Source organism: Arthrobacter sp. MYb229, assembly GCF_002975405.1.
Taxonomy (GTDB): Bacteria; Actinomycetota; Actinomycetes; order Actinomycetales; family Micrococcaceae; genus Glutamicibacter.
The window spans coordinates 203249-224258 of the sequence record NZ_PCPS01000001.1 but is presented as its reverse complement, the minus strand read 5'-3'; the positions used below and the strand labels follow the sequence as shown (position 1 = coordinate 224258).

The 21010-nt window shown below is 62.1% G+C and carries 19 protein-coding genes; 9 read left to right on the top strand and 10 right to left on the bottom strand.

The genetic code is table 11. The features are described from left to right. Positions 1-70: 70 nt before the first annotated feature. Complete coding sequence (locus tag CQ019_RS01015; protein ID WP_105553178.1) at positions 71-211, bottom strand: methionine/alanine import family NSS transporter small subunit; 141 nt, start codon at positions 209-211, stop codon at positions 71-73. A gap of 2 nt (positions 212-213) precedes the next feature. Further along, entirely contained in the window at positions 214-1821 is a 1608-nt protein-coding gene (locus CQ019_RS01010) for a sodium-dependent transporter (RefSeq protein ID WP_105553179.1), read from the bottom strand. A gap of 114 nt (positions 1822-1935) precedes the next feature. Between CQ019_RS01010 and CQ019_RS01005 the strand changes: the two genes are divergently transcribed. The 4 genes from CQ019_RS01005 to CQ019_RS00990 are packed head-to-tail and all read left to right on the top strand — an operon-like array spanning position 1936 to position 4545. Further along, positions 1936-3339, top strand: a complete 1404-nt coding sequence (locus CQ019_RS01005) for a PucR family transcriptional regulator (protein WP_105568731.1) — start codon at positions 1936-1938, stop codon at positions 3337-3339. 19 nt (positions 3340-3358) lie between these two features. Continuing rightward, positions 3359-3793: a hypothetical protein gene (locus CQ019_RS01000; protein ID WP_096283502.1), complete on the top strand. Its 435-nt coding sequence runs from the start codon at positions 3359-3361 to the stop codon at positions 3791-3793. Then, positions 3793-4305: an HIT family protein gene (locus tag CQ019_RS00995; RefSeq protein ID WP_105553181.1), complete on the top strand. Its 513-nt coding sequence runs from the start codon at positions 3793-3795 to the stop codon at positions 4303-4305. Before CQ019_RS01000 ends, CQ019_RS00995 begins: the two co-directional genes overlap by 1 nt. A gap of 54 nt (positions 4306-4359) precedes the next feature. Next, positions 4360-4545: a hypothetical protein gene (locus CQ019_RS00990; RefSeq protein WP_146113294.1), complete on the top strand. Its 186-nt coding sequence runs from the start codon at positions 4360-4362 to the stop codon at positions 4543-4545. Here CQ019_RS00990 and CQ019_RS00985 read toward each other — a convergent pair. Then, entirely contained in the window at positions 4542-5639 is a 1098-nt protein-coding gene (locus CQ019_RS00985; protein ID WP_105553183.1) for a polyprenyl synthetase family protein, read from the bottom strand. The two genes, CQ019_RS00990 and CQ019_RS00985, sit on opposite strands and share 4 nt — an antisense overlap. A 286-nt stretch (positions 5640-5925) precedes the next feature. Here CQ019_RS00985 and CQ019_RS00980 point away from each other — a divergent pair, with 286 nt between their 5' ends. The 4 genes from CQ019_RS00980 to CQ019_RS00965 all read left to right on the top strand — a co-directional run bounded on the left by CQ019_RS00980 (position 5926) and on the right by CQ019_RS00965 (position 9884). Continuing rightward, entirely contained in the window at positions 5926-7263 is a 1338-nt protein-coding gene (locus tag CQ019_RS00980) for an isochorismate synthase MenF (RefSeq protein ID WP_105553184.1), read from the top strand. 152 nt (positions 7264-7415) lie between these two features. Then, the gene (locus tag CQ019_RS00975; RefSeq protein WP_105553185.1) at positions 7416-8198 is read left to right on the top strand and encodes an ABC transporter substrate-binding protein; all 783 of its coding nucleotides are present in this window, start codon (positions 7416-7418) and stop codon (positions 8196-8198) included. A gap of 98 nt (positions 8199-8296) precedes the next feature. Further along, positions 8297-9088, top strand: coding sequence for an amino acid ABC transporter permease (locus CQ019_RS00970; protein WP_105553186.1), 792 nt, complete (start codon positions 8297-8299; stop codon positions 9086-9088). A 13-nt stretch (positions 9089-9101) separates the two neighbouring features. After that, complete coding sequence (locus CQ019_RS00965) at positions 9102-9884, top strand: amino acid ABC transporter ATP-binding protein (RefSeq protein WP_105553187.1); 783 nt, start codon at positions 9102-9104, stop codon at positions 9882-9884. Positions 9885-9954: 70 nt separating this feature from the next. Here the strand turns inward: CQ019_RS00965 and menD are convergent, their stop codons facing one another. The 3 genes from menD to CQ019_RS00950 form a co-directional block, all read right to left on the bottom strand. After that, positions 9955-11682 (bottom strand): 2-succinyl-5-enolpyruvyl-6-hydroxy-3-cyclohexene-1-carboxylic-acid synthase, encoded by a 1728-nt coding sequence (gene menD / locus CQ019_RS00960; RefSeq protein WP_105568729.1) that lies wholly within the window; start codon positions 11680-11682, stop codon positions 9955-9957. Between the two features lie 101 nt (positions 11683-11783). Continuing rightward, positions 11784-13907 carry a PhoX family phosphatase gene (locus tag CQ019_RS00955; protein WP_105568728.1) on the bottom strand — a complete coding sequence of 708 codons (2124 nt, stop codon included), beginning with the start codon at positions 13905-13907 and terminating at the stop codon, positions 11784-11786. Between the two features lie 113 nt (positions 13908-14020). Beyond that, positions 14021-15028 carry an o-succinylbenzoate synthase gene (locus tag CQ019_RS00950; RefSeq protein ID WP_105568727.1) on the bottom strand — a complete coding sequence of 336 codons (1008 nt, stop codon included), beginning with the start codon at positions 15026-15028 and terminating at the stop codon, positions 14021-14023. A gap of 80 nt (positions 15029-15108) precedes the next feature. On the opposite strand from CQ019_RS00950, the gene CQ019_RS00945 reads away from it, so the two are divergent. Beyond that, positions 15109-15972, top strand: coding sequence for a phosphatase PAP2 family protein (locus CQ019_RS00945; RefSeq protein ID WP_105553191.1), 864 nt, complete (start codon positions 15109-15111; stop codon positions 15970-15972). A 62-nt stretch (positions 15973-16034) separates the two neighbouring features. On the opposite strand, the gene CQ019_RS00940 is transcribed toward CQ019_RS00945, so the two are convergent. The 4 genes from CQ019_RS00940 to pdhA all read right to left on the bottom strand — a co-directional run bounded on the left by CQ019_RS00940 (position 16035) and on the right by pdhA (position 20911). Then, positions 16035-17000 carry a hypothetical protein gene (locus CQ019_RS00940; RefSeq protein WP_105568726.1) on the bottom strand — a complete coding sequence of 322 codons (966 nt, stop codon included), beginning with the start codon at positions 16998-17000 and terminating at the stop codon, positions 16035-16037. A 261-nt stretch (positions 17001-17261) separates the two neighbouring features. After that, positions 17262-18662, bottom strand: a complete 1401-nt coding sequence (locus CQ019_RS00935) for a dihydrolipoamide acetyltransferase family protein (RefSeq protein ID WP_105568725.1) — start codon at positions 18660-18662, stop codon at positions 17262-17264. Next, entirely contained in the window at positions 18663-19745 is a 1083-nt protein-coding gene (locus CQ019_RS00930; RefSeq protein ID WP_105553194.1) for an alpha-ketoacid dehydrogenase subunit beta, read from the bottom strand. Between the two features lie 2 nt (positions 19746-19747). After that, positions 19748-20911 (bottom strand): pyruvate dehydrogenase (acetyl-transferring) E1 component subunit alpha, encoded by a 1164-nt coding sequence (gene pdhA / locus CQ019_RS00925; protein ID WP_105568724.1) that lies wholly within the window; start codon positions 20909-20911, stop codon positions 19748-19750. Positions 20912-21010: the final 99 nt, after the last annotated feature.

Here is a 21010-nt window from a genome sequence, read left to right as displayed (position 1 = left end):
AAAGCCTCCTCCGCTCCGGACGCTGGTCCGAAGAGGAGGAGGCTTAGTTCTTTAGGCAGTGGCCTGGTGTTTATTCGTTGCCAGTGGTGACCGGCTCGACATCGTCATCGTGCTTTTCCGGATTGCGCGAGAGATTCACTAGGCTGATCGCCAGGCCGCCCCAAATGGTCAACATGGCGATGATCATGAAGGTGATTGCAATGCCGCTCATGACTAGTACTCCTTTCCAACTGGATCGGGCAACTCTTCTGCCTCGACGTGTTTCTGATGTTCCGCAAATTCGGGATCGTTCAGCTTCGACTTTTTGCTCCATGGAACGAGCGCGAGCAGCACCGCACCGACGATCAAGGCACCTGCCATGCCCCAGCCGAAGACACCGTTGAACCAGACCGGGTAGCCGGAATACGGCTCGGCGATCTTGGTCTGGATTTCGTTGATCAGCATGTAGCCAAGCGCTGCCGGACCGACACCACCGACGAGAACCATCCACGCGGTACCCAGCTTGATGGAGCTGTGGCGGTTCAGGTGCTTGGCCAGGCGCGGCAGCATGCCCAGGCCAGCGCCGAAGACAATGACCAGAACCAATGCACAGGCGAGAATGCCGAACTGGTTCACGAACGCGTCCATGGTATCCAGCAGGTACAGACCGGTGGTGGTTGGGAACAGAATCATCGAAACGAGCGCCACCGGAAGGGTCACCACCAAGGTAGCGGCCTTGCGGTTCCAGCCCAGCTTGTCTTGGAACGCCGCCACGATGACTTCGAGGATCGAAATCAGCGAGGTAATTCCCGCGAAGACCAGCGAACCGAAGAACAGCACGCCGATGACCGAGCCGAAAGGCGCGGCAGAAACGATGGTCGGGAAGGCAATGAAGGCCAGCCCAATGCCGCTGGCGGCCACATCGGAGACCGCGGAGTTCGCGTTGTAGGCCATGAAGCCCAGCGCCGCGAAAACGCCAATGCCGGCAAGCAGTTCGAAGCTGGAGTTGGCGAAGGCCACCACGTAGCCCGAGCCGGTCAGGTCGCTCTTGCGCCTCATGTACGAGGAGTAGGTGACCATGATGCCGAAGGCGATGGACAGGGAGAAGAAGATGTGGCCGAAGGCCGCAGCCCAAACCCCTGGGTTCGACAATGCTTCGAAGTTCGGAGTGAAGAAGGCGTTCAGGCCATCGACTGCTCCGGGAAGGAAGACGGACTGGACCACAAGGATCAAGAACATCACGATCAGCAGCGGCATGATGAAGCCGTTGGCACGCGAAATGCCCTTGTTGACACCGGCGACCATAATGATGATGGCTACCAGCCAGACGCCGAGCATCGGCCCGAAGACCCCGCCCACGATATCCATCGAGACACCGGCTTCGGGTGCGACCTGGAGGAAGTCGCTCTGGAAGAAGGCACCAGCGCCATCGGGGTTGTCATCCCAGGCCTTCGTGAGGGAGAACCAGCAGTACATGGCCGCCCACGCGATAATTGCCGCGTAGTAGATGGCGATAATGAAGCAGATCAGTACCTGCCACCAGCCAAGCACCTCGGCCTTGCGGCTCGCCCGGCGATATGCCAGCGGGGCCGAACCTCGGTAGCGGTGGCCTATCGAATAGTCAAGGAATAGCAGTGGAATACCGGCGCAGAGAATTGCGACGAGGTACGGAATGAGGAACGCGCCGCCACCGTTCTCGTAGGCGACATAGGGGAAACGCCAGATGTTTCCCAGACCAACGGCTGAACCAATCGCCGAGAGAATAAAAAGCTTGCGCGACGAGAACGTCTCGCGCTTGCCTTCAGCGAGTGGAGCGCCCTTTTTCAAAGATGGAGTGCTCATGGCACTAAACTAGCGCAAATGGTTCACATTATGGGCAATTCTCCAAGAAAAATGTCCATAATCTGAACAACTTCGTTTTTCGGGAACTTTTGCGCGGCACCATAGAATTGCGGTATGGCAATCACACTACGCGCCCTATTGGCCCTTGACGAGCTGGATCTTCGTCCGCTCAACGATCATTCGGCAGCCAATGACACCGCAATCACCTGGGGCGCGGTCACCGAACTTCTCAATCCGGCAGACTTCCTCACCGGTCGAGAAATCGTGCTCACCACGGGCGTACGGCAGAAGACGACGGCCAGCCAACGAGAATTCGTCAAGACCCTCGCGCAGAACGACGTCGTGGCCTTGGGATTCGGTACCGGCTTGGGCCACAAAAATGTCCCAGCCTCGATCTTGCAAACAGCAAATGAGGTCGGTCTCCCGGTCTTCGAGGTTCCCTATCAGATTCCCTTTGCCGCAATCACTCGAATCATCGCCGAGGCGCTGAACGCGGACCACCTGCAGCGGCTCGAACGGCTGCTGCGCTCGCACCAGCGGCTGACCCGCGCATTGCTGTCCTCCGATCTGGACACCATGCTCGACGAACTCGCCCGGATATTGAAGACCGACGTGGCGTTGACACTTTATGGCGAATGCATCAGTGGCAACTACGATGCGCAACGCGATTGGAATAGCCTGCCGGTGGCCACCGGCATCCGCGACAAATGCGTTCTGCACCTGGCGCAGCCGTACGCGCCGGATCCTCTGATCGAATACGCGCAGTCGCTGATCGGATTGGAAGTTGCCAACAACGCCCGGCTGCTCGCCTCGGAGCGCCAATCCAACGGGCAGGTGCTGGCGGACCTGGCCGCCGGCACGCTGGCCGGGGACGATGCGACGGTCAGAATCGGCGCGCTGGGGCTCAATCCGAAGCGCGAGCATGCGGTGATCCTGATTCAGGCCGCGACGCACCCCGAACGCCTACCGGCGCTTCCCTTGCCAGCCGAACTGAGCTCACAGGTTTCCGTGATCGTCGAGGACCGCCTGGCGATTATTGTGGCGCACAACCAGCTGCAGCATTCGGTTCGACGACTTGATACCTATCTGAATGACGCGGGTATCACCGCACGGGTGGGATATGGCGGGCGCTACCCGAATACCCCGGGCATCCGGTGGAGCTATTTTGAAGCTCTCGAAGCCTTGCGCCATGGTGACCGCGTCAACGTGCCCAATAAGTTGTCGCTAACCTCGCTGTTGCTTGCCGCCCGAGATGTGCCCTTGCAGGACCTGGCCGAGGAAGCCTTGGGCCCGATTCGCAAATTTGATGCAACTCACGATTCCGACCTCGAACGGACGCTGCGTGAGTACCTTAATCGCGACGGTTCGGTGGGCGCCGTCGCGGAATCACTGGGCTTGCACCGCAATACCGTGCGCTATCGCATGCAGCAGATATCCGAACTCACCGGGTACGACCCGAACGTCACAAGCGATCGTGTGCAGCTGTGGATCGCGTTGAGCGCACTTGAACTGGGCTAATTCTCGATAGGATAAAGACATGGCTGACATGTTTCTTGAGAAGTTCCGTTCCCTCGTCCCCAAGTACCTTGAGGACCAGTGGAATGAAGCTGACGGATTGACCGCCGAAGAATTGGCCGAGGGGCTGGCCCAATCGGGGGTTTCCATTCCTTTCGTGCTCGAAGAGTTCTACCTTGCGGTGGGTAATAACGAGGATTTCACCGAGGCCTACCATTTCTTCTTCGATCCCGAAGAGCTGGAAATCGACGGGGACTACCTGTTGTTCCTCGAAGACGAAGAAGAGAAATACGTTTGGGGCTTTAAAGCCTCCCAGCTCGACGTGCCGGATCCGATCGTTTACCGCCGCAATAATGCCAAGGGAACCTGGGTCAGCGAAGAAGGAACCTTCAGCGAATTCACCTTGGACCTGTTCAGCTGGGTCTTCGAAGAACTAGCCGCCGAACTGGATGACTAGTGCTGCATAGTTCCCACGAACCAGCAGGATATCGTTGCCCTTTTTGCGAGCTTGTCAACGAGCAGCCATTTAGCGAAGGCAACCTCTGCGCGCCGAGCGATCTGATCTATCAGACCGAATTGGTGGCCGCGATCATGGCCTGCGACGGATTCGGGAACTACGGCGGTCATGTGATGATCATTCCCACGGCGCATTTGGAAGCGCTCTACGACCTGGATGAGCGAACCGGCTCTGCCATCATGTGGGAGACCAAGCGCGTCGCCCTGGCGATGAAATTGGCGTGGAATCCGGAAGGAACCAGCACCCGCCAGCACAACGAGCCTGCGGGCAATCAGCATGTCTGGCACTATCACCAGCATGTGTTTCCGCGCTATGCAGACGACGAGCTGTACCGCCAGCTGCGCCATCGCGTCCCGGTCGACGACCGGGCGCAGAAGGCCAGGGAGCTGCGCGCGGCGCTATGCTCGCCCGAGCACCCAAACCGCCTTCAGCAGGACGAAATCATCCGCTGACAGGACCGCTCACAGGGCCTGATGTTTCCAAGCTCGCGCACCTGGCGCTCACGGTTGGCCGCCCAATTCTGCGCAACGAGCGAATCCTTGCGGCCCAACCCGTTCTACGGCCTGGCGTTTTGCCTCATCCTGCAATTGCCCTTCGCCAAGAAACCGGTAGCCGGCTGGCGGATTAAAAACAAAGCGCTGCTGGCGATCCCGGATGAGACCGCCAGCAGCGCATATTGTCAGTGGGCCTAAGCCTCGCGGGTCACTACTGCATCGGCGAAGGAAATCAGCGCCTGCTTGATGGTTCCCTCGGGCAGTGGCGCAAGTACGGCAATGGCGTCGTCCGCCCAGCGGCGGGCGACCTTCCATGCTTCGGCGGTGGCCGGGTGCGCGGCGACCGCCGCGACGGCGACCGCCAGCGCCTCATCGGTGCTCAAGTCCGCCTCGACCAGCGCTACCGCCGCCTGCGCCGCTTCGTCACCGTGCTCGGCTGCCTGGCGCAGCAGCAAGATTGGCAGCGTCGGCACGCCTTCGCGCAAGTCCGTGCCGGGAGTCTTGCCCGACTCGGCTTCCTTGGACGCAATATCAATCACGTCGTCGGCAACCTGGAAGGCGACGCCAACCTTTTCACCGTACTCGCGCAGCACGTCGATAAATTGTGGGCAGCCGCCGAAGTTGGCTCCATAGGCCCCAGAGGTTGCCAGCAGGGAAGCGGTCTTGTCGCTGATCACCTGAATGTGATGGGCAATCGCGTCTTCGCTTTCGCGCGGGCCGATTGACTCGTGCAACTGGCCGAGGCACAGCCTCTCGAAGGTGCGCGCCTGCCAATTCACCGCCTCGGTACCGAGCTCGGCGCCAAAGACCGACGCGCGGGCGAAGATCAGGTCCCCGGCGAGGATGGCGACAGAGTTTCCCCAGACCTCATGGGCGGTCGGTGCACCGCGACGCATGGGAGCTGAGTCCATCACGTCATCGTGGTACAGCGTAGCCAGGTGGGTTAACTCAACGATAGCGGCGGCCTTGATGACCTCGTCGTTGATGCCCTCGCCGAGCAGCGCCGCGAGCAGCACCAGCAGGGGGCGCACACGTTTACCGCCAGCCTCCACAAGGTGGCGGCTGGTGGCATCTATCAGCGGGTCGGAGTTGGCGATCGCGTCGCGCAGCAGCTTCTCAACCTTGGCCATGCCGGTGGAGATGGCGGGACCAAACTCCGGGTCCTCGGCGATCAGCGCGAAGCCCGAGGGAAGATTGATGGCCGCAGCGAGCACCGCGGTTTCAGGATTCAGCTCAATCGAGTCGGACACGTCGTGCCCGGCTGCGGTCCAGTTGCTCTTGGAATCAGTCACTGTTTTAAGGCTTACTTATCTTTCATCGGGTTGGTCATCGCAGAGTACGAAGACTCCATGCATGCCAAATGCACGCAAACTTCACTCTAGCCGATGCTTACCAGTCAACGTCTTCGGGCGCTCCGCAACCACCGTCAATGACAGTCGAAGTACCTGAACTGTATTCGCCCCCGAGTTTACCGGTTGCTGCAGGCGCGGAGGAACAGACCCGGCGCATCTCACATGGGTGAGCAGCAACACCTCCACGCGACCGTCCAGCCCGTTGCGCGGTAGGCTTAGCCTTATCATGTCTGCCGATTCGACCGCTCTCGCCGCCAGCGCGCATCAATCTACGACACCGGCCCTGACCAGTGTCACCTTCGATTTCAAAGATGCCGCGCAGTCATTAATTTCCGACTCCCTGCGCCACCACGCCATGGTTTGGACGCGCAACGGAAATGGCCTCGTCGGGTTCGGCGTCGCCGCCCAGATCCACACGCAGGGCGAAGAACGCTTCGCACAGGCCCGGGGATGGTTTGCCCAAATCATCAAGCTGGCGCAGATCACCGACCCTATTGCCCGTCCCGGCAGCGGCCTGGTCGCCTTCGGTTCCTTCGCTTTCTCCTTCACCAGCACCTTCGCCTCACGGCTGGTCATCCCGGAGGTCGTGCTGGGCAAGGACGGGGATCAGGCCTGGATCACGATCACCGGACCGGCAAAGAAGCTCGAAGGGATGGAATTTGCCGACGCCCTGCGATTGGCCGAGGCAAAGCTCGCAAGTTCGGCAATTCCCGCCCAGGACCCAGGGGAAATCGAGCTCACTACCGGCCAGCTCACCGCGGGATCCTATCTGGAAGCCGTGACGGCGGCGCTGGGACAGTTCGAAGAGCGAGGCATTTCCAAACTGGTGCTGGCACGCGACATCCTGGCCCGGAGCACCAAGCCGATCGATCTGGCCTCGGTGCTGCGCACCTTGACCGAACAATATGAGAATTGCTGGACCTACGCCGTTGATGGTTTGGTTGGTGCGACTCCGGAGATGCTGGTGCGCGTCACCAACGGGCTTGCCGAGGCTCGCGTGCTGGCCGGTACCCTGGACCGGGCCATCGAAGGCGCCAACGCGCCCGGCTACGCGCAGGAAAAGCTCTTCGAGGATCCCAAGCAGCGCCACGAACACCAGTTGGCCATCGATTCGCTGACCGAATCCTTGAATCCAATTTCCCACGGCATGCAGTCGCCCGAGGAACCGTTTATCCTGGCGCTGCCCAATGTCTGGCACCTGGCAAGCGACGTCCGCGCCGAATTGCGCGCCGACGCCGAGGGCCAGCTCCCCTCGGCACTGGATGTTGCGCAGATTTTCCACCCGACCGCCGCGGTGTGCGGCACCCCGACGAAGCCGGCCGGAGTATTGCTGCGTGAGTTGGAAGGCATGGACCGCGGCCCCTATGCCGGGCCGGTGGGCTGGGTGGATAGCCGCGGGGATGGCGAATTTGGCATCGCGTTGCGTGGCGGAATGCTCGAAGCGGAGAATCTCATGCGGCTCTACGCAGGATGCGGCATTGTGCCCGGCTCCGAACCGGAAGCCGAACTGGCCGAGTCCTGGGCCAAGATGCGTCCGATGCGCCAGGCCCTGCGCGCAGAATAGAATCCAGCAGCATCTGAGAGCCAAGTCTGAGCATAAGTAAAACTTATGCTTTGCGCTTCATGTGTGATGGAAATCTCGGTCTCGTGTGTCCGTGGTTATGATTGTTCCTACGCAATGATCCACTCGCATTACCGAAAGTAGGTTCTGATCCTATGCGTCCTCTCAAGAAGCGCTTCGTCTCAACTCTCGCCGTCTCCTCGGTGGCCCTCCTGGCCCTCACCGCCTGCGGTTCGGGGACTTCCGACGAGTCCGAAGACAGTGGATTCCCGGTCAACGCCGGCAAGCTCACCTTCTGCTCCGATATCCCCTACGAGCCCTTCGAATTTGTCCAGGACGGAAAGAACGTCGGCTTCGACATGGACATCGCTGCCGAAATCGCCAAGGATGCCGAGCTCGAGCTGAATGTCATCGATGCCAGCTTCGACTCGATCGAGTCGGGCCTGTTCAGCGTCCAGTGCGATATCGCGATCTCCTCGGTCTCCATCACCGAGGAACGTTCAGCCAAGATGGATTTCTCCACCCCCTACATGGACGATGATCTGGTGCTGATCGCGGCCGAAGGTTCGGGAGTTACCGATCTGGAGTCCGCGAAGGGCAAGAAGGTCGGCGTACAGCAGGCGACAACCGGCGAGAAGTACGCCAAGGAGCAGGGGCTCACCGACACCATCGGCTATGAAGATGCCGGCCTGCAGACCCAGGCGCTTCTAGCGGGCCAGGTCGACGCGCTGCTGGGCAACCAGTCGGTACTTGGCTACACCATCAAGGACAAGCCAGGCTACAAGGTGGTCGCAGACTTCAAGACCGGCGAACAGCTGGGCATCGCGGTGCCCAAGGAACAGGCCGAAACCCTCGAGCTGGTCAATGGCACCCTGAAGCGTCTGACCGATGCCGGAACCATGGAAGAACTGACCGTGAAGTGGTTCGGCGAGAAGTAATTCTGCGTCGCTGAACGAATGAACACCAGGCGGAGTCGAGGCGAGACTCAAAAAGTCCTCGCCGCGGCTCCCCTTACCTTTACGAGAGGTTTTCAAGCATGGCAATGACTACGAGTCAGCGTGCCCGCATGAGCAAGACCATCCAGATCGTGATCTTCGTGATCGCGGTCGTCGCGATTCTGTTTGCCGTGGACTGGGAAAAGGCGCGCTATGCGTTCTTCTCCTTCGAAAAATTGGGACCGATGTTCCCGGACATGATCCTCATCGGCCTGAGAAACACCGTGTTCTACACGGTGATTTCCTTCGCCTTTGGCCTGGTCCTGGGTTTGCTCCTGGCCCTGATGAAGATGGCCTCGTTCGCACCGTACCGGTGGTTCGCCACCGCATTCATCGAGTTCTTCCGTGGCATTCCCGCCATCCTGGTGCTCTTGGCCTTCGGATTCGGTTTGCCTCAGGCATTTGGAACCAACTGGCCACAACCGGTGAACATCATGTTCGCCTTGGGCCTGGTCTCCTCCGCCTACATCGCGGAGACCCTGCGCGCAGGTTTGCAGGCTGTGCCCAAGGGACAGACCGAGGCAGCCCGCTCCCTGGGCATGCCCGCCTGGCGTGCCATGGTCACCATCGTGATCCCGCAGGCGTTCAAGATCGTGCTCCCTCCGATGACCAACGAAATCATCTTGCTGACCAAGGACACCTCGCTGGCCTTCATCCTCGGTGCCGCCTTCACCCAGTACGAGATGACCAAATTCGGTCGTGACGGCATCTCATCGCTGGATGCAGGTATCACCCCGCTGGTGGTTGCCGGTCTGTTCTACCTGGTGATCACCATTCCGCTGAGCCTGATTGCTCGTAAGTTCGAATCCCGCTCGGCGCGGACCAAGCGATAGTTAGGAACAGAGAATGACGACTCCAAACAATGAGCTATCGGTCAAAGCTTCGGGCGTGAACATCGTCGGCCTACGCAAGGCCTACGGTTCAAATGAAGTGCTCAAGGGAATAGACCTCGAGGTCAAACCGGGCGAAGTGGTGTGCCTGATCGGCCCATCGGGTTCCGGCAAGTCCACCTTGCTGCGCTGCGTGAACCTGCTCGAACAGCCCAACGGCGGAACCATCCACGTGGCAGGTTTTGAGACCACCGATTCGGAGGTCAATCTGGATAAGATGCGCCAGCATGTGGGCATGGTCTTCCAGCAGTTCAACCTCTTCCCGCACCTGACGGTGTTGGAAAACTGCACGGTGGCCCAGCTCAAGGTGCTCAAGCGGAATAAGAAGGACGCCAGCAAGATCGCCCTGAGCAACCTGGAACGGGTGGGCCTGGGCGACTTCGGCGAACGCTACCCGGATCAGCTCTCCGGTGGGCAGCAGCAGCGCGTGGCGATCGCCCGCGCGCTATCGATGGAACCAACGCTGATGCTCTTCGATGAGCCAACCAGCGCCTTGGACCCGGAGACGGTCGGAGAAGTTCTTTCGATTATGAAGAACCTCGCCAAGTCCGGCATGACGATGCTGGTGGTGACCCACGAGATGAGCTTCGCCAAGGAAGTTGCCGATCGTGTGGTGTTCATGGACGGAGGCGTCGTGGTCGAAGAAGGCAAGGCCGTGGACGTGATCGGCAATCCGCAGCAGCCGCGTACGCAGGACTTCCTGCGTCGGGTTTTGGACCCAACGCACGTAGACCTCTAGGCGATACGGTCCGCTAAAAAGCAGGGCGTGGAGTCAGCGATCGCTGATTCCACGCCCTGCTTTTTTGGGATTATGCGGGCCATCGAAGCTCGGTTATGCGCGAGCTGAGTTCAAGGTTATCGGCCCGCAACCCCGCTCTGCTCGCACCGATTTCGATCAGCCGCAGCTTGCCTGCCTTGGGGGCCCGCAGTGCCTCGCGTAGCTCGGTCGGCGTCGCCACCCGTTGGTATTGCCATCCATAAGCCGCCGCCAGCGCCTCCAGCCGGGCATTTTGCGGCGTGGCGAAGAGCCGCTCGACCGCCTGCGCGTAGCGTCCTGACTGCTCTACCTGGCCGTGTTCCAGCGTGGAGAAGATCGCGCCTCCCCCATCGTTGTAGACCACCACGTCGAGGTCCGGCTCCGCTTCCCCCGGGGTCCAGGCCAGGGAACTGGCATCATGCAGGAAGGTGATATCTCCCATCACGCTCAGCGTCGGTTCACCGGTGGCCAGCGCCAGGCCCAGCGCGGTCGAGATCGTTCCGTCGATCCCGGCAAGCCCGCGGTTGGCGAATACCGTAGCCCCGGCCGCGGCGGCGGGAATCGCGGCTAGATCGAAGTCGCGGACGATATTCGAGGATCCCAAGAGCAGCGGGCCGGAATGCGACCGCCAAATTTCCTCGGCAACCACCGGGCCGCTGAGTGGCGTTTCGGGTGCCAGACCCTGCCGCACGGCGAGCGCCTGGGCATCTAGCTCCTGCCAGCTCGCCAGCCAACCCTCCGGCGCGGCCCCGGCGAATTCGACCAGTTTCTCCGGTTCGCCAATCACCATTTCGCGGCGGCGTCCGGGTTCATACCAGGCCACCGGTCCCGGCTGCCAGATCGCGCTGGACACCGCGGGGTTCGCCAATAACTTCCCCACCGGGCGGCTGAGCGTAGGACGGCCGAAAAGCACCACGCGGTCAATCTGCTCCGCCCCCACGGCAAGCAATGGCCGGTAGTGGCCGATGGCCTGGGCTGAGTAGCGCGCGTTGGAGGACGGTTCGGCGAACAGCGGCAGTCCGAGCGCCTCGGCGAAGATTTGGGCTTCGGCGCCGGCTCCATGGCCGGCGACCACGACGGTTCGGCGGGTTGCCAAGGTCTCGGGCCTAGCCCAGGTTGCCGGCGCCGTGGCCGTGTGCCAGCGCCCCGGGGCCAGGTCGGTCCAGGGCTGATTCGCGACGCGGTCTGCTTCTCCGGGGGTCAGCGGGTCGCGGAACTGCAGGTTCAGCTGCACCGGGCCCGCTGGATGCTGGGTTGAACCTGCCAGGGCCGCAAGTGCTTGGGCAAGCGCTGGTGCCGGGTCGGCACCGGCGGCGACGTTCAACGCGGCACGCACGTGGGGGCCGAATAGGTTCTTCTGGTCGGTGCTTTGGCTTGCTCCGGTCCCCAGTAGCTCATCGGGACGGTCGGCCGAGAGCACCAGCAGCGGCGTTGCCGTGTGGTTGGCCTCCATTATGGCCGGCAGCAGCTGCCCGATCGCGGTTCCGGAGGTGGCGGCCAGCGCTACGGGAGTCTTTGATCCGTGGCTCAGCCCCAGCGCCAGGAAGCCTGCCGAACGCTCGTCGATGCGTACGTGTATCCGCAAGTGTCCGGCGGCTTCCGCCTCGGCTGCGGCGTAGGCCAGGGGCGCGCTACGTGAGCCTGGGGATAGCACCAGGTCGCGCAGCCCGGCGCGAATCAGTGCAGCCAGAACCTGACGCGCCGTGGCAATTGCCGGTTGTCCTTCGTCTTGCCGCGCGCTCACGCCGTGTTCCACCCCTGAAGTATCGCCTGAAAGCATCGGTTCAAGTCTATGCCCAGTTATAGCAAGACCCCGGTGCGGACGCTCAGTGCTGCACTGAGTCGCCCTCACCGGGGTCTAGGGTCGGCTAAGACTGAAGACTAGTCTTTGTTCTTGCCGTTTCCTTTGCCGTTGCCGTTTCCATTTCCGTTGTTTCCGTTGCCGTTGCCCTGCTTGAAAACCTGGACTACGGATGGGCGCGGGCCGTAGAACTGGCCCTTCCCGACCGAATCTGCGGAATTGATGAAGTCCGGGAAGAGGGAGGTCGGCTGCGCGAAGCTGCCGCCCTCGCCCGGGTGCTGGACCGAGACGAAGACCGAGTTGTCCTTGTCGTGCACCACCGGGCCGCAGGTCTCTGCACCGGTTGGCACGGCCAGGAACTGCTCGACCCGTCCGCGATCCTTGCCGTGCAGGCTGACCTTGTGCAACGCGTCAGACAGGCCGATGACCCCTGGTGCGCCATCGGTGGAGATCCACAGGTTACCGGCCGAGTCGAAGGCGAGGTTGTCCGGGCAAGAAATCGGCGAGACCTTGTCGGTCGGGTACCCGGAGAAGTAGGTCGAGGAATTGACCCGCGGGTCTCCGGCGACCAGCAAGATGTTCCAGGTGAAACGGGTGCTGGTTGCGTCGTTCCCGGCTTCGGTCATTTCCAGCACGTGGCCGTCGCGGTTCGCGATACGCGGGTTCTGCTCGGTGGCGCCTTCCTTGCCGGCCTTGCCGCGGTCGGTGTTATTGGTCAGTGCCACGTACACCTTGCCCGATACCGGGCTCGGCTCGACATCTTCTGGACGGTCCATCTTCGTGGCGCCGACCTTGTCCGCAGCCAAGCGGGTGTAAACCAAAACCTCGTCGAGGCTCATGCCTTCGACCATCGACTCGCCGTTGCGCACCAGCGGCAGCCACTGGCCGGTGCCGTCGAACGCGCCGTCCGTTGGGACCTGGCCGCTGCCGTCAAATTCGGAAACCGGGGAGTTTCCGGAGAATTTGGCCACGTATAGGTCACCCTCGTTGAGCAGGGACATATTGTGCTGGCGATCGTTCTTGCGGTAGGTGTCCTTCGAAACGAACTTGTAGATGTATTCGAATCGCGAGTCATCGCCCGAGTAGGCCACGGCCTTGCCGTTCTTCGCCACGCGCACGGTAGCGCCCTCGTGCTTGAAACGGCCCAGGCTGGTGTGCTTGACGGGGGTGGAGTTCGGGTTCTGCGGGTCGATCTCAACGATCCAGCCGAAACGGTTTGCCTCATTTTCGTAGCCCGCGTTGTTCAGGCCGAAGCGTGGATCGGTGTGCTCCCAGCCGCGGCCCGAAGCGCTGGTGCCGATGCCGTAGCGGGATTCCTCGGCGGTTCCGCGGCCCTGGAAGTACTGGTCGAAGTTCTCTTCGCCGGACAGCACGGTGCCCCACGGGGTGGTTCCGCCGGCGCAGTTGTTCAGCGTGCCGAGCACCAGCTTGCCGGTCGGGTCCGCGACGGTCTGCAGCAGCTCGCTGCCGGCGGCGGGACCGGTAACGGCGAATGGGGTATTTGCGGTGATGCGGCGGTTGCGTTCCCCGCCGACCACGTAGGTCCAACGCTTGTCGTTCTTCTTGCGCTTGATCTCCACGACGCTCAGGCCGTGGGAGCTCATCGCGATGCGGCGGGCCTCGTCGGTGTTCTCGGCAAACCACTGGGCATCGAACATCATGTCTTCGTTGGAGTACTCGTGGTTGGCCACCAGCACGCCGGTGCGTCCGGAATACTTATCGGCGATGATGTCCAGGTAGTCGCAGTTGTAGCCGAACTGCAGATCCTGGGCCTTGGCGGACTGCTTCGTGGCGTCGAATTCCGGGCTCGACTTGAATAGCGGATCGCCCCAACGGATGATCGCGTGCCAGTCATAGCCTTCGGGGACGCTCATATTGTCCACGGAACGCGAAACCGGTTCGATGGCTTCGAATTTCAGGTGGCCGCCCTTGCCGCGGCCGGTCTCTACCAGCGGTGCGGCCACGGCGCCCGGGGCGCCCAGCAGCTGTGGGCCGATAATCAGCGCCGAGGCGCCGACTGCGCCTAGGCCCAGCACGTTGCGGCGGGAGAGGGCCTGGTCGGCGATGTCCTTGAAGTAGCTATTACCCGAGGTGTTGCACTCTGGCTTAACGCAAGCGTCGCCGCATTTGAAGTGGCAGGTAGCTGCGGAACGTCCGCCGCGGGTGTGGCCCAGCATTGGCAACAGGGTTCGGATGGGATTCATAACTACGGCACTTCCTCATTCTTTGGCTCAAGTTCAGGGGAACGAACTAGTTGAGCTTTTCATCAAGAGGTGAGCTGTTGCCGTCGCGCAGGTTAACTGCGCGTAAACACCTGTCAGGAGCGATTTTCTGGCTGCTCCAGATACGCGTAGCAGTCACGGAGTCGTTGTTCCCACCAAATTCTGCGTGGCGCGGCGACCCGCAGCTTGTGCAATTTCTCAGCTTCCGGCTCCACTGGTCGAACCGGCAATTGACCGGCGGTGGCCAGCAACGGCTTCGATGTCACGTCGTCGGTGAATAGCGAGCCGGTGGACAGCCCGCAGGCGTAGGGAAGCTCCGGCAGGGCCGCAGCCAGGGCGGCGGCCTGCGCCAGCCCCACGGAGGTGTCCAGGGCACTGGAGACCACCACGTCCAGCCCTGACTTGGCGGCGATTTCCAGTACCGTCTTGATACCGCCCAGGGGTTGGGCCTTGATGACCATCAGGTCCGCTGCGCCCAGGCGGGCGACTTCGAGCGGATCGGTATGCTTGCGCACGGCCTCGTCGGCGGCGATTTTCAGCTCTACTCCGCGGGCGCGCAGCCGTTCGCGGACCTGGGCCAGCCCGGTAATTCCGGGAACCGGCTGTTCGGCGTACTGCAGGTCGTATTCCGCAAGGGCAAGGAGCGCGGTGATAGCTTCCTCGATCCCCCAGCCGGCATTCGCATCGACGCGCAAGGCGGCCTCCGGGAAGAGCTGGCGGGTCTTCGCGACCCGGGCAATGTCATCTTCCAGGCTCTGGCCCTTCTCGGCGACCTTGATCTTGATGGTGTGCGGTGCATCGTAGTTTGCAAGGACGCGGCTCACCTGGTTCGCGGCCACCGCCGGAAGCGTCGCATTCACCGGGATGCTGGAGCGCAGGGCCGGCGGGAAGGGCTGATAGGCGGCTTCGATGGCCGCGGCAAGCCAGCGCGAGGCCTCTGGCGGACCATATTCGAGGAAGGCGGAGAATTCCCCCCAGCCGGCCGACCCCTGAATCAGCAAGGCTTCACGCTCGGTCACCCCGCGGAATTTAACCCGCATGGGTAAACGCACCACGTGCGCATTCGTTATCAGTTCTTCCACCGGAGGCAGGGCAAAATTCATAAGCCTAGACTATCGATAGTGTCTAGGCTTACAGGCATCGGCGATAGGGCTGGTCGGCCAAAATGTGAGATTCTAGAGTCATGAGTCCGCGGTCATTCCTCCTTGCCCCTCGCCACCTTCGCTGGTGGTGGGCTTTGGTGCTGCTCGCCGGACTATTTGCCGTCGAATATTTGTTCTTCGTTCAGCTTCGCGTAGGGCAATGGGCCGATCAGGCTGCCTTCGTGGGGTGGACCCAGTGGTGGCCGCGCACGGAAATACTTGACCCGGTGCGCGAATTCTTGAATCTCCTGCCGTGGATCTGCGCCGGAATTTCAGGGATTTTCCTACTCTACCGAGTGATTCGGGATCGTAGTTTCCTGCGCGCGGCCCTTGCCGTCGCGGCGGTGGCCGCGGCGTTGCTGAGCACCCAAATACTCAAACATCTGCTCTTGGGACGGCCCGACTTCAATTTCGGCACGGCTGGCAATTCATTCCCGTCCGGACACACCACGGCCGCCGCGGCAGCCATGGGGCTGATGTATCTCATTTCGCCGCCAAAGCTCCGTCCGGTGGTGCAACCTATCGCCTGGATCTTTGCGACCGCCACGGGGCTCGCTACGCTGATTTGCGGATGGCACAGGCCCAGCGATATCGCCGGAGGATTCCTCATCGTGGCGTTCTGGCTGGTGCTGGCAAGCGCCATCCTGCAGCGCATCCAACCGCTGGCCCCGGTCGTTTCAGAATCGGCGTGGTCCCGTAAGACCGGGATTGGCTGCCTGGTGATCTGGTTGCTGGTTTTGGCTGCCTCGGTCCTGCTGCCGCACCCGCACATCCAGCGCATCCCCGAAGCGCTGCTGATCGCCTATGCGATCCTCGGATTGGTCCATGTGACTGCGGTTTCGCTCATCGCCGGGCTGTGCCTGCGCTCGGTAATCCTGGGTCCGACGCGCCAGCTGCAGAACTAGGCGGCCCCGCCGCGCCGGAGCACGGTCTATCTAACCACATTGGACTCTTGCGCTGCAGCCGATCAGGCTTGCTGCATTTTTGCCTGCAAGATCGCGGACGCGCGTTGCGACTCGGGTACGGTGACCGCGAAGCGTTTGCCGTTGTGCAGTTCAAATGCCAGCCCCTCGCTCTTGCGAAGCACCACGGCAGATCCTCCGGGGAAGAATCGCCAGCCCCAACCGCCCCACAGCGTTGGAGAAATTTCTTCGCTGTGCACTTCCTTGATCTGCTCCAGGTCAAGGGTGCGCAGCGGGAATCCGAAGATGGCCGAGGAGACCCGGAATTTATCGTCGTGGATTCGCACGCGCACCAGGCAGACTCCGAGAATCAATGGGGTCAGCAGCAGCACAAAGATCGATCCGGCGACCAGCAGCATGAGGCTTTCGGAACCGTCATCGCCCTTCATCACGGTCAGCATGAGGATACCCATCACCAGCGGGAATAGTCCCAGCAGCCAGAACCCCCACGGGGCGCTGGCTTTCTGGTTGAAGTTCTCGGCGGCAGTTTCCGGTTCGGGCATCACCGGTTCATCCACCGTGCGCCCCTGGGCTTGGGCTACGCGACGGCGGCGCTGTTCCTGGTGTTCGCGCGCGAATTGCTGGTATACCCCGGCAATCCAGACCGGCAGCAGGCCAATGAGCGAAGCGAGCACACCGACAAAGGTCAGCCCGCCGCTCACTGCCTGGGTGGGATCCCCTGCTAGTGCCGTAGGCACGGCGCAGACTACGAACAGGCCGGCGCTGGTCCACGCTGCCAAGGCGCCGAGGAACAGTAACGCAATATGCAGCATCGGCTTGCTGGCCAACGCTAGCGAGAGGAAACCCAGCAGCCCTCCGCCGATGGCGAGGCTCAAGCACACCGCCACAAAGACCCGGGTGTCGGTGAAGCCGTCGGGGTATGAACTTCCGGACCAGTGGGTGGCGGTAATCGCCGGCAGGCTCTCGCCCAAGACCAGTCTCGTTCCCAACACCGCCAGGAGCGGCAGCACCAGCAGGAGCGTGACCAGCGAACGGTGTTTGACCTCAAAGCGTGATGTTGAAATGATCGCATCCTATTCACTGGGGTTGGCGCTCGGCTGGAGCATGTCGATTTTTAATGCCCAGAATGCCTCGCCGAAGTATGTAAATCATTCTAGTAAACGCTTTATGGCTTGCAAATAATTCTTATGGTTGCGAATCATTTTGGTGCTTGGCCGGCAAATAGCTATCGCCCGGCACGGGACCGGGCGATAGCTATTGGTTGATCTTCCCTACAGCGCTGTCAGGGCCGCCTTCGGATCGGTCATCGCATCCGCAACGAAACGCAGGAACCCTGCGGCCGTTCCGCCGTCGCACACCCGGTGGTCGAAGCTCAAGGTCATCTCGCAGATCGAGCGGACCTTGACCTTTCCGTTGACCACCCACGGTTTTTCGACGACCCGGCCAATGCCCATAATTGCCGCTTCCGGGTAATTGATGATCGCGGCCGAGCCATCGACGTTGAACACGCCATAGTTGTTTATCGTGAATGTGCTGCCGGACAGATCGCTGACCTGCGCCTTGCCCTCACGGGCCAGGGCAGCGAGGCGGGCGAACTCTGCCGAGAGTTCTCCGGCGTTGAGCTTATCTGCACCGCGCACGTTCGGCACGACCAAACCGCGATCGGTCTGCGCGGCGAAACCAAGGTTTACCCCGTCGAACACGGTATGGCGCAACGAACCATCGGCTTCGGTGTCGATGCGGCTGTTCATCGCCGGGAAACGAGCCAACCCGGCGACGGCGAAGCGTGAGATCAACGCGAGCATGCTTGGCGCGCTGCCCTGCGCTTCCTTGAGCTTGCCGCGGAGCTTCAACAGCTTGGTGACATCCACGTCCACCCACACGGTGGCTTCGGGAATTTCTCGGCGTGAGGTAGCCATCGCGTTGGCGATGGTTCGGCGCACGCCGGTAAGCACCTGCGAGCTGGCCACCGGCAAGCCGGTGCGCGAATCGGCATCCGAGGAGGCCGGCTGTGCCGCCGAGCCCTGGGCAGGCTTGGCCTGCTCCTGCTTGGCCGCAGCTGGCGAATCGGCAGCAGCTGCGCCTTGGCCGATGAGCGACTGCACATCGCTGCGCAGAATCAGCCCGTCGGCTCCGGTTCCGCGCACCTGGTTGATATCCACGGAGTTTTCGCGAGCGAGCTTGCGCACCAGCGGATTGATAACCCGTGTTGCCACCGACGTCGTTTCGCTGGACGCCGCTGCCGTGGTGATCCCGTTGCGCGGGCGACGGCGGCGGCTGGCACCGGTCTTGGCGGCACCGGTTCCGTATCCGATCAGGACGTTGCCGCTGCCTTCGTCTTCCTCCGCCGGCGCCTGCGTTCCGGCAAGCTCCTCCTCGAGGTAGCTCTGCGCCCCGGCAGCTGGCTCCTCGGCCGGGGCTGCTTCGTCTCCCCCGGTGTTCACCGAGAAGAACGGCTCATCAACCAGCATCATCTGGCCGGCCTCGCCGTGCAAGGTGGAAACTACGCCCTCGAAAGGCGAGGGGATCTCCACCAATGACTTGGCGGTTTCCACCTCGGCGATGGGCTGGTCCACGGCCACCGAGTCGCCGGCGGCAACCATCCAGCGAACAAGTTCTGCTTCGGTCAGCCCTTCACCCAAATCGGGTAGGAGAAAAGTCTTGACGCTCATTTATGCCTCCCACTGAAGTTGATCTACCGCATCGAGGATGCGCTCGGCACTTGGGAGGTTGTATTTCTCCAAGGTTGGTGCCGGATAAGGGATGTCAAAACCGGTCACGCGCAATACCGGGGCGGCCAAGGAGTGGAAACAACGTTCCTGGACGCGGGCCACGATTTCGCTGGCTACGGAGACGAAACCTTGGGCTTCGGCCACCACGATAGCGCGTCCGGTTTTGCGTACCGAGGCGCAGACGGTCTCGTCGTCGAAGGGCACGATGGTGCGGATGTCGATGACTTCGAGGCTGATGCCCTCCTCGGCGGCGAGCTTAGCCGCTTCCATGGCGGTGGACACGCTCGGCCCGTAGGTGATCAGCGTGGCGTCGGAGCCGGCACGCGCGATCCGCGCGCTGCCCTCGGTGCGTGCCGCACGCTTGGCTTCGTACTCGGCGGCCAGCGCCGCGAGGTCCACCTGCTCCTTGGACCAGTAGAGCTTCTTGGGTTCGAAGAACACGACCGGGTCCGGCGAGTCGATCGCCTCGCGCAGCATCAGGTAGGCGTCCTTGACGGTGGCCGGGGTGAAGACCTTCAGGCCCGGGGTGTGCGCGTAGTACGCCTCGGAGGAATCGCAGTGGTGCTCCACGCCGCCCACGCCGCCGGCGTAGGGGATGCGGATAACCATCGGCAGCTCCACGTTTCCGCGGGTGCGGTTGTGCATCTTGGCCACATGCGAGGCGATCTGCTCGAAGGCCGGGTAGGCGAAGGCGTCGAACTGCATTTCGATCACCGGGCGCATCTCGTTGATGGCCATGCCGATGGCCATGCCCACGATGCCGGATTCGGCCAGCGGGGTGTCGAAGCAGCGGTCGGTGCCGAAGCGTTCGGTCAGCCCGTCGGTGATGCGGAAGACCCCGCCCAGGGTTCCCACGTCCTCGCCGAAGATGACCACGGAGTCGTTGGCCACCAGCGCGTCGGCAAGCGCGGTGTTCAGCGCCTTGCCGAAGGTGACCGGCTGGTTTTCGTTGGCTGCCTGGGCGGCTGCGCGTGCGGTTGCATCGCTGACGTTCGGGTTCACCCGTGATGTCGTGGCGGTCATGGCTAGGCCTCCTCGCGGGCTAGTTCGTCGGCCAGCAGCGCCTGCTGCTCGGCCAGCTGGGTGGTTTTGGAAGCAAATACGTGTTCGAACAATTCGCTCGGCGGGGTATCGGCGTCCTGGTTCATGCCGTCGCGCAGCTTCTTCGCGACCGACTCGGCGCGCTCGGTGATCTTCGCCTGCGCCGCCTCGGTGAGCAGTCCGGCATCGTCGAGGTAGGCCTGCATGCGCGTCACCGGGTCCTTAGCGATCCAGCCCTTGACCTCGGCGTCCTCGCGGTAGCGCTTGTCATCGTCGGCATTGGTGTGGGCCTGCATGCGGTAGGTGTGCGCCTCGATCAGCAATGGGCCGTTGCCTTCGCGGGCCAGCCGGACCGCGCGTCCCATCACGGCCATCAGCGCCATCAGGTCGTTGCCGTCTACCCGCTCGCCCGCCATGCCGTAGCCGACGGCCTTGTGCGCCAAGGAGGGTGCGGCCGACTGCTGCGCGAGCGGCACGGAGATGGCGTACTTGTTGTTCTGCACGAAGAAGATCACCGGAAGCTTGAAGACCGCGGCGAAGTTCAGCGCCTCGTGGAAGTCGCCCTCACTGGTGGCACCGTCGCCGCACATGGCGACCACCACGGTGTTCTCCCCGCGCAGCTTCGCCGCGTGGGCCACGCCGACCGCGTGCAGCAGCTGGGTGGTCAGCGGGGTGGACATCGGCGCGCAGTTGTAGGCCTTGGGATCGTAGCCGCAGTGCCATTCACCGCGGAAGCTGGTCATAACCTCCATCGGGGCTACGCCCTTGGTGAGCACGGCGACGGTGTCGCGGTAGGTCGGGAACAGCCAGTCGCCGGCTTCGAGGCACAGGGAGGCGGCCACTTGGCAGGCTTCCTGTCCGTGGCTCGAGGGGTACACGGCCATGCGCCCCTGGCGGACGAGGGCCGAGTTCTGGTCGTTTACGCGGCGGCCAACGGCGAGGGCAGAATATGCGTCCATGAGCTCGGCGGGGCTTGGCAGCGGGTACTCGTGCCCCGGCTCGGTGCCTTGGTCGCTCTGCTCGCGCAGCGTTCCATCCGGATCCAGAAGATTAATCATATGCCGTGCTGGCAGCATGTAATCTTCGGGGGTAATCCCGAACTTCTTACTGACTTCGGAGATGCGATCTTCGTGAGCTTCGGTGCTCATGCCATCCCGCCTTTCGTTCTCTGGTTGGGTCTCAAGAAACCACGCCTTGTGACTCAACTCACCCAAACATCATTTGCAATCAATTATGCGCAGGACGAT